Here is a 25,139-nt window from a genome sequence, read left to right on the forward strand (position 1 = left end):
CTCCGGGTCAGGCCTTGACCCCCGCCCCCACGTCGGGCCGGCCGAGGGCCGGTCGCGCCGTGGGGTCGAGGGGCCAGCGCGGGCGCGGCGCGAAGTCGAGCGGGTCGGTCTGGCCGAGGCGCAGCCGCTCGACACCGGCCCACGCGATCATCGCCGCGTTGTCGGTGCACAGCCGCAGCGGCGGCGCCACGAAGGGCAGGCCCTCCGCCGCCGCCAGCTCCGCCAGTCGGGCCCGCAGGGCACGGTTGGCGGCGACGCCGCCGGCCACCACCAGGACCCCGCCCTGGGGATGCGCCTCGCGGAACAGGCGGATGGCGCGGCGGCAGCGGTCGGCCATCACGTCGGTCACCGCCGCCTGGAAGCCGGCCGCGAGATCGCCGCGGTCGGCATCGCTCAGCGGGCCGGGCAGCTCCTCCACCGTGCGGCGCACCGCCGCCTTGAGGCCGGAGAACGAGAAGTCGCAGCCCGGCCGGCCGAGCATCGGCCTGGGGAAGGCGAAGCGGCCGGGATCGCCGGCGGCGGCGGCGGCCTCGACCCGCGGCCCGCCGGGGTAGCCGAGGCCGATCAGCTTGGCGGTCTTGTCGAACGCCTCGCCCACCGCGTCGTCGATGGTGGTGCCGAGGCGGCGGTAGCGCCCCACCCCCTCGACCATCAGCAGCTGGCAGTGCCCGCCCGACACCAGCAGCAGGAGGTAGGGGAACGCCACCCCGTCGGTGAGCCGGGCCGTGAGGGCGTGGCCCTCCAGGTGGTTGACGGCGATGAAGGGGAGATCGCGGGCGGCGCAGATGGCCTTGGCGGTCAGCACGCCGACGATGACCCCGCCGATCAGCCCGGGCCCGCCGGTCGCCGCCACCGCGTCCAGGTCGCCCAGCCCGACCCCGGCCTCGTCCAGGGCGCGGCGGATCAGCCCGTCCAGGTGGTCGAGGTGGGCGCGCGCCGCCACCTCCGGCACGACGCCGCCATAGGGCGTGTGGTCGGCGATCTGCGACAGAACCACGTCGGCGCGGATGGCGCGGGCGTCGGTGACCACCGCCGCGGCGGTCTCGTCGCAGCTGGTTTCGATGCCGAGAACGATCATGGCGGCACACTAGCGGTTTTCCGGAGGGCTGGTATAGGGTCTTGCCGGCGGCCGCGGAGGGCAGGAGACGATGAACAAGGGGGTTCCGGCCAGCGACGCCGCGATCCGCTATTACGACGCCGAGTTCCCGTCCCTGGAGGACGGCGAGGTCCGGGCCGAGGTGGTGGCCCGCCTCGCCCGCCTCACCGTCCTCGGCGACATCGCCTTCTACAAGGACGCGGCCCGCACCGAGGTGGCCCGGCGGGCGGCCGTGGCGGCGCGCCCCGGACCGGTGGTGGAGGTCGGTTGCGGCACCGGCCGGCTCGCCATCCCGTTGGCCCGGGCGGGGCTGGAGGTCTACGCCGTCGACGTGTCGCCGGCCATGCTGGACCAACTCCGCGCCAAGCTGGCCCGCGAGGACGCGGCGGTTCGGGCGCGCGTCCACGTGGTGTGCCAGGACGCCGCCGCCCTCGACCTGCCGCGCCGCGACCTCGTCTTCGCGGCCATGCCGTTCAACGTCCTGATGCTGATCCCGGAGGCCGACGCCCAGCGGCGCACCCTGGCGGCGCTGGGCGCCCACATGGCGCCCGGCGGGGTGCTCGCGCTGGATCTGATGAACCCGCTGCTGCTGCCGGCCGCGGCGCAGACCCGGCCGGCGATCTCCGAGCCGCGGCGCAACCCGGTCACCGGCAACAGCTACGTCCGGCACTCCATGCACGGCGCCGTGGACGCCGACCAGCGCCAGCGGATCTACGGCGTGTACGAGGAGATGCTCGAGGACGGGCGCATCGTCGTGGCCGAGTACGGGTTCCACTGGCGGATGGTGTTCCGCGACGACATCGCCACGATGCTGGCCGACGCCGGATTCACGGTCGAGCGCATCGCCGGCGATTTCGAGGATTCCGACTGGTCGACGGCCAGCCGCCGCATCGTCGTCACCGCGCGCCGGGCCTGACCGCGGGCCACACGCCACACGCCACCGGCGCGGCCCTATCCGAAGACGCCGTACACGCGCAGGATATAGGCCAAGGCGGCGACAAGGGCGAGCAACCCACCCACCGTCGCCACCGCCAGGACGGCTTCGGCCGAGGCCGCGGTCCGGTCCGGGCGGTCCGTCTCCCCTTGCCGGGGCGCGTCGTCCCGGTCCGCACCGCGCCGCGCCGGGCCGGGCCAGTCCGCCGTCGGCCGGTCGCGATGCGGTGGCGGGTCCGCGGTCATGCCGGCATGTCCCGCAGCGCCTGGGCCAGGAAGAGCAGGCCGGACAGCAGGGCGAACAGCCCGGCCAGGGTCGCGAACTCCAGCACCACCTCGGCCAGCCACAGGTCGGCACCCCCGTCCTCGGCCAGCATCCTGTGGACGTCCTGTCTCCCCTCGCCCATCGGCGTCCCCCTCCGGCTGGCCGGACGCGGGGTCCGGGCGATGTGACGTAATTTCATAAAATTGTATACATCTCCTGGGTCGCGGGCTGTGACGGCGGTCACACGGGCACCGATTTTTCCGCCGCGCGGACCGGGCGCTCACCGCGGCCCCCACCGCGCCGCGCTCCGCCCCTGACGAGGCGATCTTTTTTCACGCCTTATCAATATGTTGTCTGTTTTCGAGGCAGGCTGGCGCGGCACCGGCGCGGATTTCGGCACACGACGCCCTTGAATCCGCCTCGGTACTCCATTAGCTGTCTGGCACTCACCGGGGCAGAGTGCTAACACCACCCGCCACCCGGCTCTGCATTCCTTAAAGCGCCTTAGTTCACCCAGGAGGCAAGCATCATGAAGTTCCGTCCGCTGCACGACCGCGTCGTCGTCAAGCGTCTGGAGTCCGACACCAAGACCAAGGGCGGGATCATCATCCCCGACACCGCCAAGGAGAAGCCGCAGGAAGGCGAGATCGTCGCCGTCGGCCCGGGCGCCCGCGACGAGAGCGGCAAGGTGGTCGCGCTCGACGTCAAGGCTGGCGACCGCATCCTGTTCGGCAAGTGGTCCGGTACCGAGGTGAAGATCGACGGCGAGGATTTCCTGATCATGAAGGAATCCGACGTCATGGGCATCATCGAGGCCTGAGTCGCCTCTGCTGTTCCTGACCGTCCAACCGACTGAAGAATTCAAAGGAATCGAGCAATGGCTGCCAAGGACGTCAAGTTCTCCACCGCCGCCCGTGACAAGATGCTGCGCGGCGTGGACATCCTGGCCGACGCTGTGAAGGTGACGCTGGGCCCGAAGGGCCGCAACGTGGTCATCGAGAAGTCGTTCGGCGCCCCGCGCATCACCAAGGACGGCGTCACCGTCGCCAAGGAGATCGAGCTCGCCGACAAGTTCGAGAACATGGGCGCCCAGATGGTGCGTGAGGTCGCGTCGAAGACGAACGACCTGGCCGGCGACGGCACCACCACGGCGACCGTTCTCGCCCAGGCCATCGTCCGCGAGGGCGTCAAGGCGGTGGCCGCCGGCATGAACCCGATGGACCTGAAGCGCGGCGTCGACATGGCGGTCGAGGCCGTGGTCAACGACATCAAGGCGCGCGCCAAGAAGGTCACCACCAACGCCGAGATCGCCCAGGTGGGCACCATCTCCGCCAACGGCGAGGCCGACATCGGCGCGATGATCGCCCAGGCCATGGAGAAGGTCGGCAACGAGGGCGTCATCACGGTCGAGGAGGCCAAGTCGCTCGAGACCGAGCTCGAGGTCGTCGAGGGCATGCAGTTCGACCGCGGCTACCTCAGCCCGTACTTCATCACCAACGCCGACAAGATGATCGCGGATCTCGAGAACCCGTTCATCCTGCTGCACGAGAAGAAGCTGTCGGGCCTGCAGGCGCTGCTGCCGGTGCTGGAGACGGTGGTGCAGTCGTCGCGTCCGCTGCTGATCATCGCCGAGGACGTCGAGGGCGAGGCCCTGGCCACCCTGGTGGTCAACAAGCTGCGCGGCGGCCTCAAGGTCGCGGCCGTGAAGGCGCCGGGCTTCGGTGACCGCCGCAAGGCGATGCTCGAGGACATGGCCATCCTGACCGGCGGCCAGGTCATCAGCGAAGACCTCGGCATCAAGCTCGAGAACGTCACCATCGACATGCTGGGCACCGCCAAGAAGGTCGTGATCTCCAAGGAGAACACCACCGTCGTCGACGGCGCCGGCGCCAAGGAGGACATCCAGGCCCGCTGCACCCAGATCCGGGCGCAGGTCGAGGAGACCACCTCGGACTACGACCGCGAGAAGCTGCAGGAGCGTCTGGCGAAGCTGGCCGGCGGTGTCGCCGTGATCCGCGTCGGCGGCGCCACCGAGGTCGAGGTGAAGGAGCGCAAGGACCGCGTCGACGACGCCATGCACGCCACCCGTGCGGCCGTCGAGGAGGGCATCGTCGCCGGCGGCGGCACCGCGCTGCTGTACGCCGCCAAGTCGCTGGACTCCCTGAAGCCGGCCGACGACGACCAGCGCGTCGGTGTCGACATCGTGCGCCGCGCCCTGCAGTCGCCGATCCGTCAGATCGCCTACAACGCCGGCACCGACGGCTCGATCATCGTCGGCAAGCTGCTGGAGCAGGGTGACCCGAACTACGGCTACGACGCCCAGAAGGGTGTCTACTGCGACATGGTCGCCGAAGGCATCATCGACCCGGTCAAGGTGGTGCGCACCGCCCTGCAGGACGCCGCCTCGGTGGCCGGCCTGCTGATCACGACCGAGGCGATGATCGCCGAGAAGCCCGAGAAGAAGTCCGCCCCGATGCCGGGCGGCGACATGGGCGGCATGGGTGGCATGGGCGACATGGGCTTCTAAGCCCATCCGTCCGCAACACCGGCCGCGAGGAAGGGGGCGCTCCCGCAGGGGGGCGCCCCTTTTCCGTTGGCGCGGTCAGCCGGCCGGGCCCGCCACTCCAGGCGCCGCTCCGGCCGCCGCCGCACGGGGGGCTGCCGCACGGGCTGCCGCACGGGCTGCCTGAGTCGTGCCGTCGAAGCCCCAGTCGGCCGCCGCGATCTCCTGCACCACCACATAGGTGGCCGGGGCCAGGCCGTCGGCGTGGCGGCGCAGCATCGCCATCGCCTCGGCCACGAAGGCGGCCTTCTCGGCCCCCGTGTTGGTGCCCGCGGTGATCCACACCTCGGCGTGGGCGGCCACCGCCACCGGCACGGCGCCGATGCTCCACACCGCCCGGGGGCGTTCGACCAGCACCGACGTCACCTCGGGCCGCTTGCCCAGCGTCCGGGCGACCAGGCCGGTCGCCTCGGCGGCGAGGCGCGCGTCGGCGTCGGGGCCCGCCGGCGCGCCGTGTAGGGTGATGCGGAGAAACGGCATCGGAACCTCCTGTCCTGTGGGTGTCGGACCACCCTGGCGCGCCGCTCCTCCAATGAAAATTTAATAGTTCTGATATTTCCCATATGCCATCCTTATGGATGGCATCCGACATCCCCCTCGACCTCATCCGCTCCTTCGTCGCCGTGGCCGAGACCGGGACCGTGACCCGGGCCGCCGACCGGATCGGCCGCACCCAGCCGGCGGTCAGCCTCCAGCTCCGCCGCCTTCAGGAGGGGCTCGGGCGGACGCTGCTGGCGCGCGACGGGCGCACCCTGAAGCTCACGGCGGCGGGCGACCTGTTCCTGGCGCACGCCCGCCGCATGCTCGACGCCCATGGCGATCTGGTCGCGGCCATGATGGCCGAACCCGTCGCCGGACCGGTCCGCATCGGCGTGGTCCAGGACGTCGCCGACACCCTGCTGCCCGGCGCGCTCGCCCGCTTCGCGCGCGCCCATCCGGAGGCGACCCTGGACGTCCGGGTGGCCGGTTCGCGAAGCCTGGACGAGGCGTTGTCCCAGGGCCGGCTGGACGTGGCGGTGACCGTCGGCGGCGGCGCCGCGGGATCGGCGCACCGTCTTGCCATGATGTGGCTGGGCGACCCGGCGCTGGCGGCGCGGCCGACGCTGCCGCTGGCCCTGCTCGACCCGCCCTGTCGCTTCCGCGACGCCGCGCTGGCGGCGTTGGAGGCCGCCGGCCGGCCCTGGCGGATCGCGGTGACGACGCCCAGCCTGTCGGGGATGACGGCCGCGGTGCGCGGCGGGCTGGGCCTCACCTGCCGCACCGCGGCGATCGTCGGCGAGGGGGTGGCGGCCCTCGGTGCCGGCGCGGGCCTGCCGCCGCTGCCCGCCGTGACGTACCGGGTTGCGACCGCGCACCGCGGCCCTGCGGCGACGGCCCTCGCCGCCCTGGTCGACGATGCCTTGGCGAGGGCCCCCTTCGCCCCTTGACACCACGGCGCCGCGGCGCTGCCCTGTCGGCCGCGCCCGTTCCGTCGCGACCGATGCAAAGGACCCGTCCCGTGCCCCCACTTCTCGAATGCGACGTCGCGGTGATCGGCGCCGGCCCGGCGGGCCTGATGGCGGCGGAGCGTCTGGCCGGCCAGGGGCGGACGGTGCGGGTGTTCGACCGCATGCCCACGCCGGCGCGCAAGCTGCTGCTGGCCGGGCGCGGCGGGCTGAACCTCACCCACGGCGAGCCGCACGACGCCTTCGTCCGGCGCTACGGCGCCGCCGCCCCGGTGATCGCCGGCTGGCTGGCGGATTTTTCCCCGGCGGACCTGCGCGGCTGGGCGGCGGGTCTGGGGGTGGAGACCTTCGTCGGCACGTCCGGCCGCATCTTCCCGGTGCAGATGAAGGCCTCGACCCTGGTCCGGGCGTGGCTGGGCCGGCTCGACGCCCTGGGCGTGGTGCGCCATGCCCGCCACCGCTGGACCGGCTGGGACGAGTCCGGCGCCCTGCGCCTGGAGAGCGGGGCCGGCACGGTGACGGTGCGGGCGCGGGCGGTGGTTCTGGCGCTGGGCGGCGCGAGCTGGCCGCGCACCGGGTCCGACGGCGCGTGGACCGGCCTGCTGGAGGCGCACGGCGTGGCCGTCGCCCCGTTGCGGCCGGCCAATGTCGGCGTCGAGGTGCCGTGGTCGGACCACCTGCGCGCGCGCTTCGAGGGGCAGCCGGTCAAGCCGGTGGCGCTGACGCTGGACGGGCGGCGGGTCAAGGGCGAGTTCGTGGTCACCGCCACCGGGATCGAGGGCGGTGCCGTCTACGCCCTGGGCGCGCCGCTGCGCGACGCGGTGGCGCGGGAGGGGTGGGCGACGCTCACCCTCGACCTGCTGCCGGACCTGCCGGCCGAGACCGTGCGCCGCCGCGCGGCGCGGCGTGGCGCCGAGTCCCTCGCCACCTTCCTGCGGAAGGCGTTCTCCCTGACCGGGGTGCGCGCGGCCCTGCTGCGCGAGTGCGCGCCGCGGGACGCGCTGGGCGATGCCGCGGCCCTGGCCGAACAGCTGAAGTCCCTGTCCGTGGTGGTCACCGGGGTGCGGCCGATCGAACGAGCGATCTCCAGCGCCGGCGGCGTGCCCTTCGACGCGGTCGACGACGGGCTGATGGTGACGGCGCGGCCCGGCCTGTTCGTCGCCGGCGAGATGCTGGACTGGGAGGCACCGACCGGCGGCTACCTGCTGCAGGCGTGCTTCGCCAGCGGGGTGCGCGCCGCCGCGGGGGTGGCCGGCTGGTTGGCGGACCGCATGCCGGACGCGCCCTGACGCATTGACACACCGCACCCGCGTCCGATCGTCCGTTTCTCCACAGGACCCTGGACGCTGGTCCCGCCAGCAGAAGGAGCCGGCATGTCCGACGACATCAACCGCAAGCTGATCGACACCAAGGAGGCCTGGGCCCGCGACCGGCGCGGCCTGACCGGCGGCACCGGCGATCCGGCGCAGGACCGCCTGCCCCCGGGCCAGCGCGAGGTGACGACCTGGCCGGTCCTCGACCTCGGCGTCCAGCCCCGCATCGATCCCCGGCTGTGGCGCCTCACGGTCGACGGGCTGGTCGAGAACCCGGTGGTGTGGAAGGCGGAGGACGTCTCCGCCCAGCCCCAGGTCGATCGCGTCTCCGACATCCATTGCGTCACCACCTGGTCGCGCTACGACAACCGCTGGCGCGGCATTTCCGCGCACCACCTTCTGGCGGCGGTGCGGCCGATGGCCGACGCGCGGTTCGTGCTGTTCCAGTCCTACGACACCTACACCACCAACCTGCCGTTGACGGCGTTCGCCGACGACGGCGTGCTGCTGGCCACCGCGTGGAACGACGCGCCGCTGACCCTCGACCACGGCGGGCCGCTGCGCGTCGTGGTTCCCAAGCTGTATTTCTGGAAAAGCGCGAAGTGGGTGAAGCGCATCACCTTCGTTGCGGAGGACCAGCCCGGCTATTGGGAGGAACGCGGCTACCACAACCACGGCGACCCGTGGCGTGAGGAGCGCTACGCCGAGGGCATCGATCCCCTGCTGTGACGGGCGCCGGCGCCGCGTCGCAAAGTCCAAGCGCGTTGCTCCAGATCATTCCCCGCCCCCGGCGGCGTCGCGTACCACCGGATCGGTCACGCGACATCACGGCACGGGGGATGGGGAAGCGGCGATGACAGTGGATTCGGTCACGATTGCCCTGGTGGGCAGCGGCGGCGCCGGGGTGATGACCGCCGGCCAGATGCTGCTCGACGCGGCGGCCGCCGTCGGCTGGTACGGCCTGATGTCGCGCTCCTCGGGGCCACAGATCCGCGGTGGCGAGGCCGCGGCCTTCGTCCGCCTGTCGCCGCGGCCAGTCGACGGGCCGGGGGACCGGTTCGACCTGGTGGTCGCCTTCGACTGGCAGAACGTGGAGCGCTTCACCGCCGAGCTGCCGATGACGGCGGCCAGCGTGATCGTCGCCGACCCCGCCCAGGGCGCGATTCCCGCGGCCCTGGCCGCCAGCGGCGCCCGGCGGATCGACCTGCCGATCAAGGAGTGGGCCGGCACCATCCCCGGCGGCCGGGTCAACATGGTGGGGCTGGGCGCCATCGCCGCCATCGTCGGGCTGCCGGCGCACGGCCTGGAAGCGGTGGTCGGCCGGGCGCTGGGCAAGAAGGGCGCCGCGGCGGTGGAGGCCTCGCTCGCCGGCGCCGCGGCCGGGGCCAGGGCGGTGGCCGGCTGGGACCTCGGCCTGGAGCTGGCGGCGCCGCAGCCGGCCACGGGCACGCGCTGGAACATCTCGGGGAACGAGGCCGCCGGCTTCGGCGCGCTCAAGGCCGGGGTGCGCTTCTGTGCGGCCTACCCCATCACCCCGGCGACCGAGATCCTGGAGTGGCTGGCGCCCAACCTGGCGCGCACCGGCGGCGCGCTGATCCAGGCCGAGGACGAGCTGGCCTCCATCAACATGTGCGTCGGCGCGTCGTTCGGCGGCGTGCCCTCGATCACCGCCACCGCCGGGCCCGGCCTGTCCCTGATGATCGAGGCGCTGGGCCTGTCCCAGGCGTCGGAGACGCCGGTGGTGGTGGTGGACGTGATGCGCGGCGGCCCGTCCACCGGCATCCCCACCAAGTCGGAGCAGTCCGATCTCAACATCGCCGTCTACGGCCTGCACGGCGACGCCCCGCACCTGGTGGTCGCCCCCAACTCCATCGCCGACTGCCTGACCGCCACCCAGTGGGCGGTGCACCTGGCGGAGGCGCTGCAGAGCCCCTGCATCGTCCTCTCGGACCAGGCGATGGGGCAGAGCCGCGCCGTGGTCGACAAGCCCGCCGAGATCCCCCACCGGGCCGAGCGCCTGCTGGCCGACGACCTGGCGGCGGGCTTCAAGCGCTACGCCGTCACCGCCAGCGGCGTGTCGCCGACCGCCATCCCCGGCATGGCCGGCGGGCAGCACACCGCCGACGGGCTGGAGCACGCCGAAACCGCCCTGCCCTCCAGCCAGGCCTCCGACCACCACGCCCAGCTCGACAAGCGCCTGCGCAAGCTGACCGTCCACGACTACGGGCCCCTGTGGGCCGACCTCGAGGGCGAGGGCCCGGTGGCGGTCGTGACCTGGGGCTCGGCCACCGGCCCGGTCCGCGAGGCGGTCGCCGGCCTGCGCGCCGAGGGCAGGAGGGTGCGCGTCCTGTCGCTGCGCCTGCTGGCGCCGCTGCGCGCCGAGGCCGTCGCCGAGGCGCTGGCCGGCGTCACCACGGTGCTGGTGGTCGAGCAGACCCATGGCGCGCAGTTCCACAAGTACCTGCGCGCCCACATGGACCTGCCGGGCACGGTGGCGGTGCTGAGCCAGCCGGGCCCGCTGCCGATCCGCGCCCACGAGGTGCGGGCCAAACTCGCTTCCCTGATCTGACCCGCCCGGGAGCACGGACATGGACACCCATCACGACAATGCGGCCGCCGGCGCCGCCCCCGCGGCGCCAACCGCCCACGACTTCAAGTCGGCGGTGAAACCGATCTGGTGCCCGGGCTGCGGCGATTATTCGGTGCTGGCCGCGGTCACCCGCGCCTTCGCCACCCTGGGCCTGGACCGGGAGACCACGGCGGTTGTCTCGGGCATCGGCTGCTCGTCGCGCATCCCCGCCTACACCTCGGTCTACGGCTTCCACGGCGTGCACGGCCGGGCACTGGCGGCCGCCTCGGGCCTGAAGCTGGCCCGCCCCGACCTGACCGTGGTCGTCTTCGGCGGCGACGGCGACGGCTTCTCGATCGGCGGCAACCACTTCCTGCACGCCTGCCGGCGCAACATCGACATGACCTATGTGGTCATGGACAACCAGGTCTACGGCATGACCAAGGGGCAGGCGTCGCCCACCACCGAAGCCGACTGGTGCGAGAGCAAGCTGACGCCCACCGGCACCGGCGTGTCGCCGATCCAGCCGGTGCCGCTCGCCCTGGCCTGCGGCGCCAATTTCGTCGCCCGCGGCTTCGCCGGCGACCCCAACGGGGTCGCCCGGCTGATCGTCGAGGCGGTCCGCCATCCCGGCTTCTCGGTGGTGCAGGTGCTGAGCCCGTGCGTCACCTTCCGGCCGGAGCAGCGGGCATGGAAGGCCGCGGTGCGACCGTACGGGCGGGAGCCGGCCAGCGATCCGGCCGATGCCATGCGCGCCGTCCTGGAGGACGACGGCTTCGGGCTGGGGGTCTTCCTTGCCGGCCACCGCCCGCCGTTCCGGCCGGAGCGCGCCGCCGCCGCGGCCATCGCCGAGATCGAAGGGGAGTTCGTGGTATGACCGCCAAGGTGAGACGCGGCGCGACCGACGTCGGCCTGTTCCTCGCCCACGCCGTCGAACTCGAGACGGAGGCGGCGGACCGCTACGAGGAGCTGGCGGACAGCATGGAGGCGCACAACAACGCCGACGTCGCCGCCCTGTTCCGCCAGATGGCGGGCTTTTCCCGCAAGCACCGGGACGAGGTGCTGGAGATCGCCCGGGCCTCCGGCCCCATTCCCACCGTGGCGCCCTGGGAGTTCGAGTGGGACGCCACCAGCGAATCCCCGGAGGCCGCGGCGTTCGAGCACACCCACTACCTGATGACCGCGCACCACGCGTTGAGGATGGCGCTGCAGTGCGAGACCCAGGGCAGCAAGTACTACGCCGCGGTCGCGTCGGAGACCAGGGACCCCAGGGTGGCCGAGCTGGCCCGGGGGTTCGCCGACGAAGAGGCCGGCCACGTCGAGCTGGTGAAGCAGTGGCTGCAGCGCTACCCCACCCCGCCGGAAGGATGGGACGACGACCCCGATCCGCCCAACATGGCCGGCTGAGTCATGGCGCCGCCGGCGTCGTCGCGGCGCTGCGGCGGGACGGAACGAGACGCCGCAGGGCGACCGCCAGACCGGCCGCCGCCAGCAGCAGCCCGCCGGCGAGAAGGGGCCGGAAGGCCAGCCAGGACAGGGCGATGGTGGCCAGCGCCAGGGGGACGGCCACGATCAGCGCGACGCCCAGCGCGGCGGCGTTCACCAGCCCCTCCAGCACCGGCAGCACGCTGGCCAGCCACGCCAGCGGAGCGGACAGCAGCAGGACGCCGATCAGGATGGCGGCGAAGCCGGCGGCGCGCAGCACCCAGGTGAGCAGCGCCTCGTCCGCCTTGGCGTGGCGGAACATGCCCTCGGCGTCGTGGAGCCCGGGGCGCACCAGGTCGATCTCGTAGCCGCCGGCGGCGCGGAAGGCGGAGAATCCGTCGCCGGTCTGGCGCGCCACCACACTGACGGGCTGGACCGGAACCGCCTCGAACGCGACGCGCAGGTCGCCGACCCGGGGCTCGTCGGGTGCCGCGCCGCGGTAGAGCCAGCCGTCGACGCGGCGGAAGCCGTCGGGAGGCGGCCCCGCATCGGCCGCCGCCGTCGGCTCCAGCGGCTCGAACGCATCGATCCGCCGCAACTGGGCGGTGCCCAGCGCGAACGCCCCGAGCCGGGCGCCGCGGGCGTCGAAGGTGGCGCTCTCGTACGGCATGGACGGGTTGCGGTGCCCGCCCGGCTGGGCGAAGCCGCCGGACTCGATGGGGGTCGCCGACCATTCCCGCACGTAGCGGTACGTCGTGGTCGTCGTCTCCCGCCCGCCCACCGCCGTCTCGGTGCGGCTCTCCTCGACCTCCCGCCACTGGTGCATCTCGACCCGGCGGTGCAGGCGCAGAAGGCCGCCGCCGCCCGCGCGGAACACCGGGTCGACCAGCCGGCCGGCCACCGCGACGGCGCCGGCGACATGGACCAGCCGCCCCTCGTTGCCGGCGTCGACCGCCCCCGCCGCCACGCTGACCACGGCGCGCCCGCCGGCGTCGAGGGCGGTGACGGCCTCCACCGCCCGCCCCTCGTTCCACGCGAGCAGGACCACCCCGGCGACCACCAGCACCGCGCCGATCACCGCCCCCGCCAGCGCCCCGCCGAGCCGGCCGAGCCAGCTCCGCTCGCTCACCACCGTGTGGACATCGCCGTCGGTGGTCTGACGTCCGCTCATGACACCTCTCGCGCTCGGGGGCGGGGTCCGGGGGATCAGCGCAGCACGCGCAGCCGGGACAGGGGAAGGGTCTCGTCCTTGTAGTCGGTGTCGTCATAGCGCACCACGCAGCCCTTGGCCCGCTCCCTGGCGACGGTGCCCGGGTACCAGGCTCCGTCCTCCTCGACGACCACCGCGACGCCCGGGCGGCAGGCCTCCAGCGGGGCGCCCGGCCCGTCGCCCGACCACCGGACCATGCGGTCGGCGGGGACGCTCGCATCCTCCTCCGCCCCATAGCCGTCGAAGCCGACCCGGCACGCGCCGGCCCGCCGCCCCGGTCCGCGAACCCGGGCGGGGTACCACGCGCCGTCGGAGAACACGTAGAACCGCTCCCGCTCGGGGCACCCGCCGGGCGCCGGGTCGACCGCGGCACCCGGCGCCGTCGCCACGCCCTCCCCCGCGAACCGGGCGGCGGGGAACACCGAGCCGATCCACGCCCGCAGCCCGGACACCCGGACGAACCAGGAATGGTCGCCGTAGCGGGCCTCCCCGTCGCCGGAGGTGTTGATGCCCACCACCACCCAGCCGTCGCCCAGCGGCATCCAGGCCGAGCCGCCGCTGTCGCCCGACCCGAGAAGCCCGGCCAGCCGCGACACCGGCCGCCGTGGACCGCCGAAGGGGTTGTCGAGGCCGCCGTCCTCGCGGGGCAGGAACACGGCGAGGTAGTTGCCCGGCTCGTCGACCTTGGCCGAGAGGCGGCGCAGCGGGGCCGCCTCCTCCACCAGGCCCTGGGCCGCCGCCTTGCCGGTGTCGGCCAGGAAGCGGTCGTCCTCGCCGACCGAGGCGATGCCGCGCATGCCGAATCCCACGAAGGTGATGGTGCGGCCGGCCTCGCCGCCGCCCCCGTAGAGGACCGGGGGCGCCCCCGCGTCCTCCACCGGGCCGGCGAGGCGGACGATGGCCGCGTCGACGCCCGTGCGGTCCTCCTCGGGATCGTAGTCGGGATGGATCCAGGCACGCTCGCCGCGCACCGTCGTGCCGTCGCCGGTGCGGAACAGCATCTCCCCGGCCTCCGACTCGTCGAGCAGATGCGCCGAGGTCAGCACGTAGGCCCGTCCGCCCTCGTTGCCGATCCAGGTGGCCGACCCGTGACCCCAGGACTCGCCGTCGTCGTAGGAGACCGAGAGGAGCGAACGGAACTGGGGCTCCCCGGCGAGACGCACATGGGCCGCGAAGCCCTCGGCCTCGCGCCCGGGCCGGCCCCCTTCCTCGCGCCACGTGGTGTCGAGGATCACGACCGCCGGCGCCGGCAGCGCCGCCAACACCCCGGCGGCGACGAGAAGGCCGCCAACAATGCGCCGCGCACCAGCGAACACGGTCACCGCCCCCCACGTCCTGCCAGGGCGCGCAACCGCCGGTGCCGCCACGACACCACATCACCAGGGCCATCGGCCGTTGGCAAGTGCCGCAGCGGCGCCCCTAGCGTGCCGGGCCCGGCCCGCGCGCCCCCCGGCGTTCCGCCCCCATGACCTCGACGGCCTGCACCGCCTCCGCCAGGGTGAAGGCGAAGGTGCCGACGTGCATCACCGCGTCGGTCACGCCGTACGGACACCAGGCCCGGTCGACCTTCGGCATGGTGTGGAAGAGGTACCGGGCCGCCACCGTCGCCCGGCGCAGCGCCAGCGCCGGCCCGCGCCCGCGCTGGACCCGCCGGCGCAGGTCCCGCGGCGTCAGCGACCCGGCAAACGAGCGGTGAACGGACTGCTTCACATCGGTCATCGGGTGCCTCCGCGCGGATCTCGATCCCCTGGCAACAGGAGCCCCCGGCAGAGGTCACGCCGCCCGTCGAGCGCATTCCCAAAGACCGGCGCAGCGTCTATGCTCGGCCGGCGTCGCAGCCAGGGAGGAGAGCGGGTGGCGAGCAGTCCGCACGGCGCGCAGGACGCGGGCCGGCGCCCGGAGGGGAAGCCCCCCGTCCACCGTCGCAAGCCGCACCTGGAGACCGTCGCGGTGGTCGCGGCGCTGGCCATGGCCTTCCTCGTGGTCGGCCTGAGCTGGAGCATCGGCGGCGCCTTCGAGCGGGTGTTGAGCGTCGCCCGCGAGGCCGAGACCACCCTGATCCCGCGCGTCAACCGGCAGCAGGAATACGCGGTGTTCGCCGCCCGCATGGGGCAGCTGGCCGAGGTCGTGCTCAACGCCCGCTCGCCCCTGGCCCGCCAGCAGGCCCTGGGCGAGGTGGGCGCCCTGGCCGGGCGCTTCGCCGCAGACGTCGCCCCCGACCTCCGGGCCCGCCTCGACCAGGCGGTGGACGCGGTGCGGCGCACCGCACGGCGCGCCGACTCCATCGACCGCCTGGCCGCCACCATGGCCGCGATCCGTGCCCGCGCCGAGGGCGGCTTCGTCCGCGAACTCGGGGCCACCGGGTCGCCCGACGCCCAGGTGCCGTACTTCCGCCTGCTCGCGGTGCTGGACCAGGCGGTCACGGCGCCGGCGCCGCATCTCGACGCGCTTGAGGACCGGTACCGGAGCCTCGCCGCGGGGCTGGCGCCCGTGCTGTCGGCGACGGCGGGAGCGGATCCGCAGGAGAACCCGGCCGACCTCGCCGGCTTCGCGGCCCTGTTCGCCCACCGCCGGGCGATGCTGGAGCACGAGGCGGCGATGGCCGCGGAGACCGACAAGGCGCACGCGCTGCTGCGGGCCCTCACCGAAAACCTGCACGCCGACGCCGCCTGGGGCACCGACCGCATCGCCGAACTGCTGACCGACTACGGCCGCCATGGCATCCTGGTCGTCGCCGTCGGGCTGGCGGCGGCAGCGGCGGTGCAGCTGGTGCTCTTCGTCCTGCTGCGGGCCCACGTGGTGCGGCCGATCCGGAGGGCCAGCGAAGCCCTGTCCGACGTCCAACGCTCGCGCCGGGTGGTGCGTCTGCCGCCGGCCCTGTTCGCCGAGATCGACGCCATCACCACGGCGGTGGAACGGTTTGGTGCGGCGCTGGTCGACACCCACGAATACGCCGACGCCCTCAAGGCCGGCGAGACGCGGCTGCGCACGATCCTGTCGGCGTCGCCCTTCCCCGTGGTCATCGCCCGGGTGTCCGACGGGTCGGTGCTGTTCTTCAACCGGCAATCGGAAACGCTGTTCGGCACCGATGGCGCGCGTCTGACGCTGACCCGCGACGCCCGCTTCTTCGCCGACGCCCGGGACGCCCACGGCCTGCTGACGCGGCTGGAGGAGGAAGGCACCGTGCGCGACCTGGAGATGCGGCTGGTCGGCGCGGACGGCCGGCCGTTCTGGGCGCTGCTGTCGGCGGTGGAAATGCGCGACGGCGACGAGCCGGCGTTCCTCGTCGCCATCAACGACATCTCCCAGCAGAAGCGGTCCGAGGAGGAGGCTCACGCCGCCAAGCAGCGCGCCGAACAGGCGTTGAGCGATCTGCGGCTGGCCCAGGAAACCCTGATCCAGTCGGAAAAGATGGCGTCGCTGGGCGCCCTGGTGGCCGGTGTCGCCCACGAGGTCAACACCCCGGTCGGCGTCGCCGTCACCGGCATCACCCATCTGGCCGACGCGACCCGGCAGTTCCGGCACCGGGTCGCGGACGGCGCGGTGCGGCGGACCGAGCTCAACGAGTACCTCGACACCGCCGGTGAGGTGTGCGCCCTGATCGAGACCAACCTGCACCGGGCCAGCGACCTGATCCAGAGCTTCAAGCAGACCGCCGTCGACCAGACCAGCGAGGAGCGGCGGCATTTCGACCTCAAGGCCTACCTCGACGACGTGCTGACCAGCCTTCACCCGCGCCTCAAGAAGATGCAGCACGGGGTGACCGTCGACTGCCCTCCCGGGCTGGTGGTCGACGGCTATCCCGGCGCCCTGTTCCAGGTGCTGACCAACCTCACCATCAACGCCCTGACCCACGCCTTCCCCGAGGGCCACGCCGGGCGCATCGACATCGCCGTGACGCGCGTCGGAACCGGCGAGGCCGAACTGCGGTTTGCCGACAACGGCTGCGGCATCCCCGCCGCGCACCGCAAGCGCATCTTCGATCCGTTCTTCACCACGCGGCGCGGTGCCGGCGGCAGCGGGCTCGGCCTGCACATCGTCTACAACATCGTGACCAAGCGCCTGCGCGGGGCGATCCGGGTGGAAAGCGAGGAGGGCCAGGGCACCACCTTCGTCCTGCGCTTCCCGCTCCACATGGCGCCGCCCGCCGGCGGCGAGCGGCAGGAGCAGGCGCCGGCGGCCTGAGCCGCGAACCCCGAGCCCCAGGGGCGGAGACGCGAACGCGCGGGAGACGGCGTGTCTCCCGCGCGTGGGCGTCCGCAGCGATGGCCGTGGCCGGGATGAGGTTACCGACCGCTGCCCCGGTTGTTGTCGGAGCCGCCGGAGATGCCGGTGGTGGTGCCGCCGGCGATGTCACCCGGCGCGCAGTTCTCCCGGCCCGGCGGGCAGTTGACGCCGACCCCCGGCTCGTCGAACAACGGCGACACGTCGGAGCTGGTGGCGGTGTTGCTGTCCAAGGACCCCGTGTCGCGGTCGATGGTGGCGGAATCGCTCCACCCCGTCGCGCCGGCGGCCGCGTTGTGATCCTTGTCCATGGCGTCTCCCGCCAGGGCCGTTCCGGCGGTGAACGCCAGGGCCGACACGGAGGCGATGATCAGGCTGCGCATGGTGTTCTCCCAGGTCGATGCTGTCGGTTGCGATGCCGTCCCCGGGCCTGCCGGGCGGGACGCCGGACGCCGTGCGTCCACCCCGCGGCTCGGGACTCCCATCACCCAACACCCGGGGCGCCGATCCGTCACCGGCACGAAAAAGGGGGGCCTGGTCCGGCCCCCCTCGGGTCGATCGTCGGTTTGGTCCACCGCTCGATCGCCGGCCACGGGTCGGCGGCCGGCGGGCAGGCCGCGCCGGCCGTCAGCGGGTTTCCGCCACCAGGCCGTCGTCGGGGATGACGATCTCGACGCGGCGGTTGGCCTGGCGGCCGGCGTCGGAGCGGTTGTCCGCCACCGGCTGCGCGGCGCCGTAGCCCACCGCGACGACCCGGGACGGGCTGACGCCGCGCGCCAGCAGGGCCTGCTGCACCGCCTCGGCCCGGCGCTCTGACAGGCGCAGGTTGGTGGCGGAGCCGCCGGTGCTGTCGGTGTGGCCCTCGATCCGCACGGTGCGCTGGGGATAGCGCTGCAGGAAGGCGGCCAGCCGGTCGACGCGGTCCAGCGCGCCCGCGGTGAGATCGGCGCGGCCGGTGGCGAACAGCACGTCGCCCAGGGTCATCACCAGGCCGCGCTCGGTCTGCTCGGCCTGCAGGTCGCGGATCTGGCGCTCCAGTTCGGCGTTGCGCACCTGCAGCCGCGCCGTCTCGGCGCCGGCGACCGTCTCCCGCGCCGCCTTGAGCGACGCCGTCTCGCGGGCGACCGCGACCTGCTGGGTGGCGACGTAGGCCTTGTGGGTCACCTCCTCGGCATCCTCGCCGGCGTCCTGCGCGGCCTGGGCGGCGCGCAGCGCCTCCTCCGCCTTGCGCAGCTCCAGCGGGGCCGCACGGGCCACGGCGGGATCGGTCGCGGCCGCGGTGTAGGCCTCCCGCGCCTGCATCACCGCGGTCGGATTGCCGGCGTCCGAGGCGCAGCCGGCGACCAGGGCCGCCGCCAGGGTCGCGGCCGCCAGGGCACCGCCCCGGCGGACGGCGCGTCGATGGGTCACTGCCATGACGAGGCTCCCAGCCCGGACGGAGCGGCCGGCGGGTAGGTCGAGCCGCCGGGGATGGCCGGCGCCGTCGACGCGCCGCTCAACGCACCGACGTCGCGACCGACCGCCACCGCCGCCTCGCGCGCGGCGGCCTCCTCGGCCCGCACCGTCGCCAGCTCCGCGTCGGCGCGGGCCTGCTCGGCGAGGCGGCGCGCCTCGACGCGCTCGTCGTCCCGCATGGCATCGTCGGCGGCGGCCAGCTTGTCGCGGGCGCTCTGCAGCTCGACCGGGGCGTGTTCGAGCGCGCCGGCACGCTCGGCCGTGCCGATGGCCTGTTCGGCGGCGCCCATCTCGGCGGTGGGCGGCGGTGGCCCGCCGGCGCAGGCGGCGACGCCCAGGGACAGCAGGGCGGCGGCGAGCAGGCTTCGTCCGCCCGTGGAAGGACTCCAGGTCATGATCCGTGTTCCTCTTCGGTGTTGTCGGGCCGAAACGGTGTTGCGGCGAGCAACGTGGCAATCGCAGGAAAGTTCCGGCCCCGACGCGCCGCTTGATGCCCGTCAAGACGCGGGACGGCGATCTCGTGTTCAAAGGACGCACCCTTCGATGCCGTGACACGCGCCATGCCCGTTTCTCTGTACCTCGCCGCTGCCGCCGCCCTGTTCGCCAGCCACGCCGTGCCCTCCTGGCCGGGGGTGCGGCCGGCGCTGATCGCGCGCATCGGCCGCGCCGGCTTCATGGTCCTGCATTCGCTGCTGTCGCTGGCGGCGCTCGCCCTCTTCGCCCACGCGTACGCCGGCGTCGAGGTCTGGGGCCGGGTCTTCGTCCCGGCGTCCTGGGCGCCGGTGCTGGTGGCCGCGCTGATGCCGCTCGCCCTGCTGCTGGTGGTCGCCCGCCTGGCCCGGCGCGCCGGCGACCCGCGGGCGCCGCGGCCGGCCGCCGGGATCTACCGCGTCACCCGCTGCCCCGGCAGCGTCGGTATCCTGCTGTGGGCGCTGCTGCACCTCCAGGCCACCGGCGACCTGCGCCGGGTCATCCTGTTCGCCACCATGGCGGCCATCGCGCTGTTCGCCATCGCCAAGAACGACTGGGTGCTCCGCCACGCTGGCACCGCCGAGGCCCGGCACGCCCGCGCCACCACCTCGGTGGTCCCGTTCGCCGCCATCCTGGCCGGGCGGCAGCGCCTGGCGCTGGGCGAGATCGGGGCGCTGCCGGTGCTGGCGGCGCTGGCCGCGTACGGCGCGCTGCTCCACGCCCATCCCTGGCTGTTCGGGGTGGATCCCCTCTACTGGCTGCCGTGAGACACCGACGATGACTTCCCACACCGACTGGTTCGTCCAGGCCGAACGCTGCGGCGGCGCCCCCCTCGACGTCCGCCCCCTGCTGGCCGATGGCCGGGACCCCTTCGGCGCCGTCATGGCCGCCGCCGCCGCGGTGGCCCCCGGCGGCTTCCTGGTGCTCGACGCGCCTTTCGATCCGTCGCCGCTGCGCCGGGTCATGGCGGCCCGGGGCTTCACCTCGCTGGGGCGCGCCCAGGGTCCCGGCCATTGGCGGATCTGCTTCCGCCGCGAGGGCGGCGCCGAGACGGCGGACGCCGACGGCGCGGCCGACGGCGGGCCCGACGCCGGCCCGGCCCCCCGGCTGCCCGGCGAAACCTGGCGGGAGGGCCACGTCACCCACATCGAGCTGCGCGGTCTCGCCCCGCCGGGTCCGATCACCGCGGTGGTGCGGCTGATCGAGGGCGGCGCGGCGGAGATGATCATGGTGCACCACGACCGCGACCCCGTGCTGCTCTATCCGGAGCTGGAGGCGCGCGGCTGGACCTGCGTCGGCCGCCAGACCCACGGTGCCGAGGTCCGGGTGATCCTCCGGCGCGCCGACGGAGAGGGGGCGCGGGCCGAGGGGATTTGACGCCGCACCACCGATCCCCCATGTTGCGGGTGTGTCCGTGCCCCACCCATCGGGATTGCCTCGTCCGTGACCGCCTTCGCCGCTCCCGCCGCCCGCCACGCCGCGCCGCACCACGCCACCGCGCCGCGCCCCGTCGCCATGTGGCTGCTCGCCTGCTGCGCCATGGTGTTCGCCATGGCGGTGATCGGCGCCATCACCCGCCTGACCGAATCCGGCCTGTCGATGGTCGAGTGGAAGCCGCTGATCGGCATCCTGCCGCCGCTGTCGGACGCGGAATGGAACCGCGTGTTCGGCCTCTATCAGGCCACGCCGGAATACCGGGTCTACAACGCGTGGATGGACCTCGACGGGTTCAAGCAGATCTTCTTCTGGGAGTGGTTCCACCGCCTGTGGGGGCAGCTGATCGGCTTCGTGTTCCTGGCCGGCTTCGTCGGCTTCCTGGCCGTCGGCGCGATCCCCAGGGCGATCCGGCCGCGGCTGTGGGGCCTGTTCGCCCTGGGCGGCCTGCAGGGGGTGATCGGCTGGTACATGGTGCAAAGCGGCCTGGTCGACCGTCCCGACGTCAGCCACTATCGTCTCGCCCTGCACCTCTCCATCGCCATCGTGATCTACGGCCTGATGCTGCGGCTGGCGCTCGGCCTGCTCGACCCGGCGCCGCTGTCGGGCTGGCGCGACGGCACCGCGCCGCTGCGCCGGCACGCCGGGGTCGCCCTGGCCATGGTCGCGGTCACCATCGTCTGGGGCGCCTTCGTCGCCGGCCTCGACGCCGGCCATGCCTACAACACCTTCCCGACCATGGCCGGGGCGTGGATCCCGCCGGAAATCGCCACCCTCGAACCGTGGTGGCTCAATCCCTTCGAGAACACGGCGGCGGTGCAGTTCATCCACCGCTGGCTGGCGCTGGCGACGGCGCTGGTGGTGCTGGCCCTGGCGTGGCGGGTGCGCGCCGCCTCCCTGCCCGGGCGCGCCGGCCGGATCGCCGGCCTGCTCGCGCTGATGGTGCTGGCCCAGGTCGGCCTGGGCGTCGCGACCTTGCTGACGGTGGTGTGGATTCCCGTGGCGGCGGCGCACCAGGCCGGGGCGCTGCTGGTGGTCACGTTGCTGGTGTGGCTGCTGCACGAGACGCAGCCGCTGGGAACCGGGCGCCCCGCGGCGGGTTGACTCCCCCCGGGTCCGCGCACCGGACCCTCGGCCGGGCAACGGGGGTGACCACCATGTCGATGGACGATGTTCAGCCGCCGGGCGACCCGCGCCGCCCGGAGAACCAAGGCACCCGCCCCACCCCCGGCGAGGCGGCCGAGCGGGTGCGCCGCGGCGCCGTCGGCGGGCGCCCGCGGGAGCGGGCCCTGGCCTGGGGCGCGGTCGCGGCCGGGCTGGGCCTGCTTGTCATCCTTCTCGCAACGATGCTCTGAAAACAAGCGTCGTCACGCCACCGAAACGAGGGCTTTCACGGGAAGATGGTCGGACGCGCGGCGGGTGACGGCGGTGCGGACCACCTCGAACGCCCGCAGCTGCAGGCCGCCGCGCACGTAGATCCGGTCGAGTCGCAGGGTCGGCATGCGGGCGTGGAAGCTGCGCGGGCTGGCCCAGTCGTCGAAGAACGCGCCCAGCCGGCGCAGCCGGGCGGAGTTCGGCGTCCATTCGTTGAGGTCACCCATGAACAGCGTCGGCAGCTCCGGCGTGTCGGCGATCATCGCCAGGATGCGGGCGACCTGGTTGGCCCGCTCCCACGGGTCCAGGCCGAGATGGGCGACGACGATGCGCACCGGCCGCCCCGCCACGTCCACCGTCATGTCGATGCCGCCGCGCGGCTCGCGCCGCGGCACCCGCAGGTCGATCGGGCCGAAGGAGCGGACCGGAAGCCGGGTGAGGATGCAGTTGCCGTAGTGGGCCCGGGCGTTGTGCTTGGTCGGCCCGGGATAAGCGGTGAGGCCGGTCTCCCGGGCCAGGTAGGCGAACTGGTCCACTCCGGTCTCGCCCCGGTGGTGCCAGCCGACCTCCTGCAGACCGACGAGGTCGACGTCGAGCCCGCGGATCACCTCGGCCACCCGGTCGGGCGCGAAGCGGGCGTCCAGGCCGACGCAGGAATGGATGTTCCAGGTCGCGGTGCTGAACGCCGCCATTCCCTCGGGCACCGCCCCGTCGCGCCGTTCCGGGGGACGGACGCGCCGGCGCAGGCGACCAGCCCGCAACGCCGCGGCCAGTTCGGCGACGCGCTCTGGGTTCACTCGGATCACGGTTGCTTCGCCTCCCTCTTACGGATCGGCCAGACGGCCAGGAGCCGGCCCACCAGCCAGCCGGTGGCGATGACCAGCGCGCCCACCCCGGCCAGCAGCGCCACGTCGGCCACCGTCGGATCGGTGAGCGTGCGCTCGAACTGGTGGCCGAGCAGGCTGAGGGCCAGTATGCCCGGCGTGAGACCGATCGCGGTGCCAAGCACGAAATCGCGGAACCGGACCCGCGTCGCCCCCGCCACGAGATTGATTACGGTGTAGGGGGCGACCGGCACAACCCGGATTGTCGCCGCCGCCAGGATTCCCCGCGTCGCCAGGCCCCGGCTGGCGCGGATGAGGCGCCGTCCGCCGAGCCGCTCCAGCGGCCGCCGGCCGAGCCACCGCCCCACCCAGAACGCGCAGACCGCCGAGGCCAGCGCGCCGGCCATGGCGGTCGCGAAGCCGGGCAGCGGACCCAGGGCGATGGCCGTCGCCGCGACCAGCACCGACAGCGGGAACAGAACCAGCCCGCCGGCCACGAAGGCGGCGACCAGCCACAGCGGCGCCAGCGTCGACCCGCCCAGCGCCTGCACCGCCGCCAGCACGCTGGCCGGCGAGGCCCAGTCGGCCAGGCCGCCCCACCGCCAGGCCGCGGCCAGGCCGAGCAGGAGCAGCGCGGCGGCGGCGGCGGCGGCCCACCTCCCCCAGCGCCGCGGAATGGTCGACGGCAGGGCACGCCCGATCAGGGCCAGCGTCGGACGCGGCCGGTCCGGATCGAACAGCCGGCTCTGCGCCACCAGGTCGGCGAAGGCGCCGACCTCCGTCCCGGCCATCGCCCGCAGCGGAACCAGGCGACGCCCGGCGGCGGGACACAGCGACTCAACGGTGGCGATCAGCGACCCGGTGGCCGCGAACCTCGCCGCCACCCGGGCCGGCACGGTGCCGAGATGCTCGGCGATCAGGTCATCGCGGGCCGCGGCCACGGCGCGGCGCGCCTCCGCGTCGCCCGGCCCCGCCTCCACCGCGAGGTCGCATTCGGTGTCCAGCCCCATCGAGCGGTTGGCCAGGTTGGCCGAGCCGATGCGCAGCAGCCGGTCGTCCACCACCAGCACCTTGGCGTGGACGGTGATGCAGCGATCGCCGTCGGTGACGGCGGCGTAGAGGCGGAAGCGGTCGTGGCGGTCGGCGGCGCGCAACCGCTCTTCCAGCCGGGCGCGCGCCGCCGACATCAGCGCGTTCTCCATGCCGTTGGGGGTACGGACCGGGTTGACCACGACGATCTCCGGGCCATCCGGCTCGGCCAGCCGCGCCGCGATGGCGTCGGCCACCGCGTCGCTGGCGAAATACTGGCTCTCCATGTAGACGCAGTGGCGGGCGGCGGCGATGGCGGCGCGATGCAGCGCTTCGATCTCGCTGACCTGGGGCCGTCCGTTGTGGGCGGGGTCGGTGCGGGCGATGCCGACCCGGCGGTCGCGCAGCAGCGGGCGCAGGCGGACCGGCCAGGGATCGGGGCCGCGGGCGCCGACCGGCACCGCGGCCGGGGCCACCCCGGTGGCGCGCCGCCAGCGCTCGCGCACGAGGTCGCCGAGAGCCCGTGCGGCCTCGCCGTCGACCGCCATCATGGTGTCGTGGAACGGCTCGTAGGGGGTGCCGTCGGGCTGGCGGCGCAGACGCTCGTCGGCGCGGTGCGCCCGGGTGTCCCAGCGGTTGGCGGTGATGTCGATTCCGCCGCAGAACGCCACACGGTCGTCGATCACCAGGATCTTCTGGTGATGGCAGCCGTCGGCGGGATGGTCGCCGTCAATGCGGTACTGCAGGCGCGGGTGCGTGAACCAGCGCTTCCACGACAGCGGCTTCTGCCAGCGCGTGACCGCGAACAGCTCGGCGTAGTCCCATTTCAGCACGCGGATCTCCAGCCCCGGCCGGGTCGCCGCGAGCCAGTTCAGGAACGTGCCGAGCCGGTCGGGCCGGCCGCGGTGGCGCACCTGGGGCATCAGACGGGTGCGGGTGTCGACGTCCCACGCCGCCAGCAGGATGGAATGGCGGGCCCGGCGCATCGCCTCCTTGGCCAGGGCGAAGTACTCGGCCGCGTCGACGACCACGGCGATGCGGTCGGCGTGCGCGAGGCGCCAGCAGGTCTCACCCGGCACCAGAAGCGGCGCGATCTCCGGGGTGGTTTCGGCGGGAAGGGCGGTCATGGGCGGCTGCGTGTGGTGATCGCTACCGCAGGATAACACCGCGACGGGGCCGCGGCTCCACGGCGCCCCGCCCGCGACGCGGATTTCCTTGCCGGGCCGCCCGTGCTGCGCTTACCGTCGCCGGATCGCCGTTCCGTCCGCCCCCGCCCGCGCCGCCATGCCCCTTGCCGTCCGCCACTGCCCCCGGTCCCGCCTCGGCGGGGCGCGATGCTGAACGCCGCGGTCCGCCGGCTGGTCATGCGGACGGCCGTCCTGTCGCTGTTCGTCGCCGTCGCCCGCGCCGCCGCGCCGCCGGGACTCGCCGCCGCCATCGACGCCGCCGCGTCCGGCCTGCCCGTCACGGCCGCGCTGGTCGGCGCCGCCCTGGCCGGCGGCCTCGCGG

At 73.9% G+C, this 25,139-nt stretch carries 26 protein-coding genes; 14 read left to right on the forward strand and 12 right to left on the reverse strand.

What is annotated here, in order from left to right; genetic code table 11:
- Nucleotides 1–7: 7 nt before the first annotated feature.
- On the reverse strand, nucleotides 8–1,078 hold the full coding sequence (gene tsaD / locus AC6H2I_RS20495) for a tRNA (adenosine(37)-N6)-threonylcarbamoyltransferase complex transferase subunit TsaD (protein WP_497502556.1): 1,071 nt from the start codon (nucleotides 1,076–1,078) through the stop codon (nucleotides 8–10).
- Nucleotides 1,079–1,148: 70 nt separating this feature from the next.
- On the opposite strand from tsaD, the gene AC6H2I_RS20500 reads away from it, so the two are divergent.
- Nucleotides 1,149–2,012, forward strand: a complete 864-nt coding sequence (locus AC6H2I_RS20500; protein WP_497502557.1) for a class I SAM-dependent methyltransferase — start codon at nucleotides 1,149–1,151, stop codon at nucleotides 2,010–2,012.
- A gap of 35 nt (nucleotides 2,013–2,047) precedes the next feature.
- On the opposite strand, the gene AC6H2I_RS20505 is transcribed toward AC6H2I_RS20500, so the two are convergent.
- Both AC6H2I_RS20505 and AC6H2I_RS20510 read right to left on the reverse strand, forming a co-directional pair.
- Nucleotides 2,048–2,275: a hypothetical protein gene (locus tag AC6H2I_RS20505; RefSeq protein ID WP_497502558.1), complete on the reverse strand. Its 228-nt coding sequence runs from the start codon at nucleotides 2,273–2,275 to the stop codon at nucleotides 2,048–2,050.
- Nucleotides 2,272–2,436 (reverse strand): hypothetical protein, encoded by a 165-nt coding sequence (locus tag AC6H2I_RS20510; RefSeq protein WP_497502559.1) that lies wholly within the window; start codon nucleotides 2,434–2,436, stop codon nucleotides 2,272–2,274. Before AC6H2I_RS20510 ends, AC6H2I_RS20505 begins: the two co-directional genes overlap by 4 nt.
- A 387-nt stretch (nucleotides 2,437–2,823) precedes the next feature.
- On the opposite strand from AC6H2I_RS20510, the gene groES reads away from it, so the two are divergent.
- Both groES and groL read left to right on the forward strand, forming a co-directional pair.
- On the forward strand, nucleotides 2,824–3,114 hold the full coding sequence (gene groES / locus AC6H2I_RS20515) for a co-chaperone GroES (RefSeq protein ID WP_497502560.1): 291 nt from the start codon (nucleotides 2,824–2,826) through the stop codon (nucleotides 3,112–3,114).
- A 57-nt stretch (nucleotides 3,115–3,171) separates the two neighbouring features.
- Nucleotides 3,172–4,821 carry a chaperonin GroEL gene (groL, locus tag AC6H2I_RS20520; protein ID WP_497502561.1) on the forward strand — a complete coding sequence of 550 codons (1,650 nt, stop codon included), beginning with the start codon at nucleotides 3,172–3,174 and terminating at the stop codon, nucleotides 4,819–4,821.
- 75 nt (nucleotides 4,822–4,896) lie between these two features.
- Here the strand turns inward: groL and AC6H2I_RS20525 are convergent, their stop codons facing one another.
- A complete protein-coding gene (locus AC6H2I_RS20525) occupies nucleotides 4,897–5,337 on the reverse strand; it encodes a tautomerase family protein (RefSeq protein WP_497502562.1) in 441 nt (146 codons plus the stop codon).
- Between the two features lie 98 nt (nucleotides 5,338–5,435).
- Between AC6H2I_RS20525 and AC6H2I_RS20530 the strand changes: the two genes are divergently transcribed.
- The 6 genes from AC6H2I_RS20530 to AC6H2I_RS20555 all read left to right on the forward strand — a co-directional run bounded on the left by AC6H2I_RS20530 (nucleotide 5,436) and on the right by AC6H2I_RS20555 (nucleotide 11,591).
- The gene (locus AC6H2I_RS20530; protein ID WP_497502563.1) at nucleotides 5,436–6,284 is read left to right on the forward strand and encodes a LysR substrate-binding domain-containing protein; all 849 of its coding nucleotides are present in this window, start codon (nucleotides 5,436–5,438) and stop codon (nucleotides 6,282–6,284) included.
- Nucleotides 6,285–6,355: 71 nt separating this feature from the next.
- The gene (locus AC6H2I_RS20535; protein WP_497502564.1) at nucleotides 6,356–7,591 is read left to right on the forward strand and encodes a BaiN/RdsA family NAD(P)/FAD-dependent oxidoreductase; all 1,236 of its coding nucleotides are present in this window, start codon (nucleotides 6,356–6,358) and stop codon (nucleotides 7,589–7,591) included.
- 84 nt (nucleotides 7,592–7,675) lie between these two features.
- On the forward strand, nucleotides 7,676–8,344 hold the full coding sequence (locus AC6H2I_RS20540) for a sulfite oxidase-like oxidoreductase (protein ID WP_497502565.1): 669 nt from the start codon (nucleotides 7,676–7,678) through the stop codon (nucleotides 8,342–8,344).
- 124 nt (nucleotides 8,345–8,468) lie between these two features.
- The gene (locus AC6H2I_RS20545) at nucleotides 8,469–10,184 is read left to right on the forward strand and encodes a 2-oxoacid:acceptor oxidoreductase subunit alpha (protein WP_497502566.1); all 1,716 of its coding nucleotides are present in this window, start codon (nucleotides 8,469–8,471) and stop codon (nucleotides 10,182–10,184) included.
- A gap of 19 nt (nucleotides 10,185–10,203) precedes the next feature.
- Entirely contained in the window at nucleotides 10,204–11,061 is an 858-nt protein-coding gene (locus AC6H2I_RS20550) for a 2-oxoacid:ferredoxin oxidoreductase subunit beta (RefSeq protein WP_497502567.1), read from the forward strand.
- On the forward strand, nucleotides 11,058–11,591 hold the full coding sequence (locus AC6H2I_RS20555; RefSeq protein ID WP_497502568.1) for a ferritin-like domain-containing protein: 534 nt from the start codon (nucleotides 11,058–11,060) through the stop codon (nucleotides 11,589–11,591). Before AC6H2I_RS20550 ends, AC6H2I_RS20555 begins: the two co-directional genes overlap by 4 nt.
- A gap of 1 nt (nucleotide 11,592) precedes the next feature.
- Here AC6H2I_RS20555 and AC6H2I_RS20560 read toward each other — a convergent pair whose 3' ends face one another.
- The 3 genes from AC6H2I_RS20560 to AC6H2I_RS20570 form a co-directional block, all read right to left on the reverse strand.
- On the reverse strand, nucleotides 11,593–12,780 hold the full coding sequence (locus AC6H2I_RS20560; protein WP_497502569.1) for a TMEM43 family protein: 1,188 nt from the start codon (nucleotides 12,778–12,780) through the stop codon (nucleotides 11,593–11,595).
- Nucleotides 12,781–12,815: 35 nt separating this feature from the next.
- Nucleotides 12,816–14,141, reverse strand: coding sequence for an agenet domain-containing protein (locus AC6H2I_RS20565; RefSeq protein WP_497502570.1), 1,326 nt, complete (start codon nucleotides 14,139–14,141; stop codon nucleotides 12,816–12,818).
- Nucleotides 14,142–14,238: 97 nt separating this feature from the next.
- On the reverse strand, nucleotides 14,239–14,538 hold the full coding sequence (locus tag AC6H2I_RS20570; RefSeq protein ID WP_497502571.1) for a hypothetical protein: 300 nt from the start codon (nucleotides 14,536–14,538) through the stop codon (nucleotides 14,239–14,241).
- 135 nt (nucleotides 14,539–14,673) lie between these two features.
- On the opposite strand from AC6H2I_RS20570, the gene AC6H2I_RS20575 reads away from it, so the two are divergent.
- Nucleotides 14,674–17,004 carry an ATP-binding protein gene (locus tag AC6H2I_RS20575; protein ID WP_497502572.1) on the forward strand — a complete coding sequence of 777 codons (2,331 nt, stop codon included), beginning with the start codon at nucleotides 14,674–14,676 and terminating at the stop codon, nucleotides 17,002–17,004.
- Nucleotides 17,005–17,105: 101 nt separating this feature from the next.
- Here AC6H2I_RS20575 and AC6H2I_RS20580 read toward each other — a convergent pair whose 3' ends face one another.
- The 3 genes from AC6H2I_RS20580 to AC6H2I_RS20590 all read right to left on the reverse strand — a co-directional run bounded on the left by AC6H2I_RS20580 (nucleotide 17,106) and on the right by AC6H2I_RS20590 (nucleotide 18,893).
- Nucleotides 17,106–17,426: a hypothetical protein gene (locus AC6H2I_RS20580; RefSeq protein ID WP_497502573.1), complete on the reverse strand. Its 321-nt coding sequence runs from the start codon at nucleotides 17,424–17,426 to the stop codon at nucleotides 17,106–17,108.
- A 244-nt stretch (nucleotides 17,427–17,670) separates the two neighbouring features.
- Complete coding sequence (locus AC6H2I_RS20585; protein WP_497502574.1) at nucleotides 17,671–18,459, reverse strand: OmpA family protein; 789 nt, start codon at nucleotides 18,457–18,459, stop codon at nucleotides 17,671–17,673.
- Nucleotides 18,450–18,893: a DUF4398 domain-containing protein gene (locus tag AC6H2I_RS20590; protein WP_497502576.1), complete on the reverse strand. Its 444-nt coding sequence runs from the start codon at nucleotides 18,891–18,893 to the stop codon at nucleotides 18,450–18,452. Before AC6H2I_RS20590 ends, AC6H2I_RS20585 begins: the two co-directional genes overlap by 10 nt.
- A gap of 165 nt (nucleotides 18,894–19,058) precedes the next feature.
- Between AC6H2I_RS20590 and AC6H2I_RS20595 the strand changes: the two genes are divergently transcribed.
- From AC6H2I_RS20595 to AC6H2I_RS20610, 4 genes are all read left to right on the forward strand, one after another.
- Entirely contained in the window at nucleotides 19,059–19,736 is a 678-nt protein-coding gene (locus AC6H2I_RS20595; protein ID WP_497502577.1) for an NnrU family protein, read from the forward strand.
- Between the two features lie 10 nt (nucleotides 19,737–19,746).
- On the forward strand, nucleotides 19,747–20,346 hold the full coding sequence (locus AC6H2I_RS20600; protein WP_497502578.1) for a DUF2249 domain-containing protein: 600 nt from the start codon (nucleotides 19,747–19,749) through the stop codon (nucleotides 20,344–20,346).
- 66 nt (nucleotides 20,347–20,412) lie between these two features.
- A complete protein-coding gene (locus AC6H2I_RS20605; protein WP_497502579.1) occupies nucleotides 20,413–21,507 on the forward strand; it encodes a COX15/CtaA family protein in 1,095 nt (364 codons plus the stop codon).
- Nucleotides 21,508–21,560: 53 nt separating this feature from the next.
- Nucleotides 21,561–21,758 (forward strand): hypothetical protein, encoded by a 198-nt coding sequence (locus tag AC6H2I_RS20610; RefSeq protein ID WP_497502580.1) that lies wholly within the window; start codon nucleotides 21,561–21,563, stop codon nucleotides 21,756–21,758.
- Between the two features lie 12 nt (nucleotides 21,759–21,770).
- Here the strand turns inward: AC6H2I_RS20610 and AC6H2I_RS20615 are convergent, their stop codons facing one another.
- Together AC6H2I_RS20615 and AC6H2I_RS20620 are read right to left on the reverse strand one after the other, a co-directional pair.
- Nucleotides 21,771–22,583 (reverse strand): endonuclease/exonuclease/phosphatase family protein, encoded by an 813-nt coding sequence (locus AC6H2I_RS20615; RefSeq protein ID WP_497502581.1) that lies wholly within the window; start codon nucleotides 22,581–22,583, stop codon nucleotides 21,771–21,773.
- Nucleotides 22,580–24,757 (reverse strand): VTT domain-containing protein, encoded by a 2,178-nt coding sequence (locus AC6H2I_RS20620; RefSeq protein WP_497502582.1) that lies wholly within the window; start codon nucleotides 24,755–24,757, stop codon nucleotides 22,580–22,582. The genes AC6H2I_RS20615 and AC6H2I_RS20620 overlap by 4 nt, the downstream gene beginning before the upstream one ends.
- Nucleotides 24,758–25,139 lie beyond the last annotated feature (382 nt).

The organism is Azospirillum sp. NS33, assembly GCF_059703765.1.